This is a genomic window from Neobacillus drentensis (assembly GCF_036966985.1).
GTDB classification, from domain to species: Bacteria; Bacillota; Bacilli; order Bacillales; family Cytobacillaceae; genus Neobacillus; species Neobacillus drentensis_E.
Genome location: NZ_JBALSN010000181.1, coordinates 1 through 1,875, shown reverse-complemented (window position 1 = coordinate 1,875; position 1,875 = coordinate 1). Strand labels below are relative to the sequence as shown.

Annotated in this window: 2 protein-coding genes; one reads left to right on the top strand and one right to left on the bottom strand. The window is 34.9% G+C overall.

What is annotated here, in order from left to right:
* Nucleotides 1–195 precede the first annotated feature (195 nt).
* On the top strand, nt 196–1,065 hold the full coding sequence (locus V7659_RS12345; RefSeq protein ID WP_420491471.1) for a YitT family protein: 870 nt from the start codon (nt 196–198) through the stop codon (nt 1,063–1,065).
* Nucleotides 1,066–1,337: 272 nt separating this feature from the next.
* Here the strand turns inward: V7659_RS12345 and V7659_RS12340 are convergent, their stop codons facing one another.
* Entirely contained in the window at nt 1,338–1,589 is a 252-nt protein-coding gene (locus V7659_RS12340) for a sigma-G-dependent sporulation-specific acid-soluble spore protein CsgA (protein WP_335540281.1), read from the bottom strand.
* Nucleotides 1,590–1,875: the final 286 nt, after the last annotated feature.

The following is a 1,875-nucleotide window of genomic DNA, read 5'->3' as shown; positions in this document are numbered from 1 at the left end:
CGCCCGCGGAAAGCGAAGTGCCTGGAGCGGATATCAACAGGCAAGTTTAACAGAGGCATTTTATAAGAAAAAAAGCATTTGATTATAATTAGCAGGATGAATCCGATATAATATAATTAGGAAATTATTTTTGAAAGGGGCCAGATAATGTCAGGAACACAAGAATTGAATTTAATCGAACAGCAGGAAGCAATTATGCTGAAAATTCAGCATCGAAGATTAACGAAGAGAAAGATCCTTCAAAGAATTCTATTAATAACACTAGGTGCCGCCTTAATGGCTGTAGGACTAGAAATATTTCTTGTTCCTAATAATGTTATTGATGGTGGTATCACTGGAATTTCTATTATGCTTTCGTATGTAACAGGTTGGAAATTAGGGATGTTCCTCTTTATTCTTAATATACCTTTTTTCTTTATTGGTTATAAACAAATAGGGAAAACCTTCGCGTTATCCACTCTTTATGGAATCATCATACTTTCGATTGGAACCACTTTACTGCATCCTGTGCCAGCCTTTACACAAGATATTCTCCTTGCAACGGTATTCGGGGGAATTGTTCTTGGTATCGGAGTCGGTTTAGTCATTCGGTATGGTGGCTCATTGGATGGTACTGAGATTTTAGCTATTCTTTTTAATAAAAAGCTTCCTTTTTCTGTTGGGGAAATCATTATGTTTTTTAACCTCTTTATTTTAGCGTGTGCAGGTTTTGTATTCACTTGGGACCGTGCGATGTATTCCCTTATTGCCTATTTTGTAGCTTACAAAACGATTGATATTACCATTACAGGGCTTGATGAATCCAAATCGGTATGGATCATTAGCGATAATGCAAAGCAAATCGGTGACGCAATTATGAATCGTCTCGGGCGTGGTGTCACTTATATCAATGGTGAGGGTGCATATTCAGGTGATGATAAAAAGGTTATCTTTTGCGTGATCAATCGTCTTGAGGAAGCAAAATTAAAGGAAATTGTGACTGAAAACGATGACAGTGCCTTTTTAGCAGTAGCAGACATTGCGGAGGTCCGTGGTGGAAGATTTAAGAAAAAAGATATCCATTAGATGCTAAAAACGAATAACTTCTTTAGAATAATGTGATGAAAATAAAGAATAAAGTAAATATTTTGTCGTTATGAGGACTTGTTTGTGATGAATGAATGTAGTATCCTTTTGAATCATGTCGGTTAATGCAGAATTATCGGAGTATTCAGATGACGTTTTGTCGTACCTTGCGCTTACCTAGGAAATAAAATTACAAAATATGAATTATTTCCAGAAAAGATGGCAGAATATCCTGCCATCTTTCAGTTTAGAAAGCGCTTTCTTTGTTTGTTTTAGAATAAAAGCTCGAAAACCTCGTTCAATTCATTCGCTCTTTTCTCATCCTGCTCCTCTTTAGCATAATTAATTTCTTTCGGGAGTATTTTATTTAGAAAATTGATTTCTTTTTGGGTTAAATCTCGAACAAAGGACCCTTCAGAGGTATATTGGCCTTCCGATAATTTACGGTATATATGACTGCCCTCAGAATGATCATCTGTATAATTTGACAAGATTTCTCGTAAGTAACCCAACGTTTTATCCATTGTTTCACCAATCCTTTCATTTAATATTTTTGCGGCCAAACCTTATTTATATTCATCAGAAAAAAGTATAAAAAATAAAAAAGCCCTTCACCTATTAAGGAGAGAGGCTCTATTGTATTACTGTTTAGTGCAGGTTATTATTCGGTAACTTAAAATATCTTGATACTTTAAGACGATATTCCCATGTTCATTTAAAATTTGAAATAACTCCGGTTCAAAATTGTTCGAGAAATGAAATTCAGTGGAATGATTGCCATGACTTATATTCGTTTTTTCTGTTTTTATA